This window comes from Olsenella sp. CU969 (genome assembly GCF_905219715.1).
GTDB classification, from domain to species: domain Bacteria; phylum Actinomycetota; class Coriobacteriia; order Coriobacteriales; family Atopobiaceae; genus Granulimonas; species Granulimonas faecalis.
On record NZ_CAJMXC010000153.1, the window covers coordinates 1 to 1443 of the forward strand.

At 74.3% G+C, this 1443-nt stretch carries 1 protein-coding gene; it reads right to left on the minus strand.

What is annotated here, in order from left to right; all coding sequences use genetic code 11:
* Positions 1-1040: 1040 nt before the first annotated feature.
* A complete protein-coding gene (locus JX283_RS08320; RefSeq protein ID WP_204830159.1) occupies positions 1041-1295 on the minus strand; it encodes a hypothetical protein in 255 nt (84 codons plus the stop codon).
* Between the last annotated feature and the right edge of the window lie 148 nt (positions 1296-1443).

Consider the following 1443-nt stretch of genomic DNA (forward strand, 5'->3'; position numbering starts at 1 on the left):
GCCCCGGGCACGGCCGTGGACCCCGACGACCTCCCGTCCCTCGACCCCGACGCGCCCGGCGACCCTGACGACCCCGGTGTCGTGGAGGTCGCCACCCCGCCGGCCACCCCGTCGCAGATCCTGGGGTCCGACCCGGCCCCCGAGGACGTGGTGGTGACCAAGGAGGTCGAGAACCTCGACCGCTCCGACGGCACCACCCGNGTGGGNNATACCGTCCGCTACCGGCTCTCGCTCTCCCTCCGTCAGGAGGGGTCGGCCCTCATGGGCGCGGTGCTGCGCGACGACGTCCCCCGGGGCCTCGAGCCGGTCTCGGGCTCGATCCGCCTCCTGGGCCCCGATGGTGCCGACATCGCCGTGGACGACGGGTGCTACGACCCGTGGAGCCGGACCCTGGCGGTCTCGGTGGGCACCGTCTGCGGCCCCCAGACCGCGACCCTCGTCTTCGACGCCCTGGTGACCCCCGACGCCGTCGGCCGCGACATCGGCAACGTCGCCATCGCCTTCGGGGAGATGCCCTCCCAGGTGTCGCTGCCCCTGTCGGGCCCCGGCCGGGGCGAGCCGTTCTCGCCTGCGGGCGGGTGGGGCCTCTACGAGCGCACCCACCCGCGCTATGGCAGTGACACCGTCTGGCCCGCGGGGGCGGGCCCCGACGGCGGTGTCCTTCCGGCCGACCGCGAGCTGCCCTCCACCGGATCCGACGGCCGACGGACCATCGTCTCCCGCCATCCCCTCGGCCTCCTGCCCGTGACCGGCGACGGGTCGTCGGTGGCAGGTGCTGTGGCCCTGGCGGCATCCGCGGCATCCGCGCTCCTCGTCCTCGTCNGGCGCCGCCGCCCCTAGGCAGCGGCTGCGGTGGGCGCCCCCGGTCGGACCCCGTGCCGGCCGGGGGCGCCCTTCTTGTCTCGGGACCTCCAGGGGCGGTACCGGGTGTCTCCGTGACGAAAAGGGCGCCGGTGACCGAACGGATCGGCCAGCGGCGCCCTCGGGCGGAGTCTTGTCAGGGGGGGGCGGACCGGCGTGGCCCGGGCCCGGCGGCCGGCCTACTCCTCGCCGGTCACGCTCTCGGAGACCTCGGCGTAGCGGTTGCCGTTCTCGTCGGTGCCCACGGTGAGGTTCTCCTCGACGACGCGGTCCTCGGCGCCGTCGACGGCCTCGGCCACCGCGGGGTCGCCGTAGCTGCCCTCGACGTCGTAGTTGGGCTTGATGGAGGCCTCCATGGAGTGGGTCTCGTTCTCCAGGGCCCCCTCGCGGATGACGTCGTCCACCAGGGTCTTCTCGGCCTTCTCGGCGTTCATGTGCTNGGACATCGCGTCCCCTTTCTCCGGCGCCCCCGCGGGGCTTCCCTTGCTTTGCAAAAGACCCTGTTCCCCGAGGGACCGGTCCCTTGAATCGGCGTCGCGGCCCGCCACGGGACACCCACGGTCTTGGGCCCCGGGTGTAGGG

Excerpts from the sequence above, each read along its gene's own strand:
- JX283_RS08320 (WP_204830159.1), bottom strand. The coding sequence starts at position 1,295 with ATGAACGCCGAGAAGGCCGAGAAGACCCTGGTGGACGACGTCATCCGC.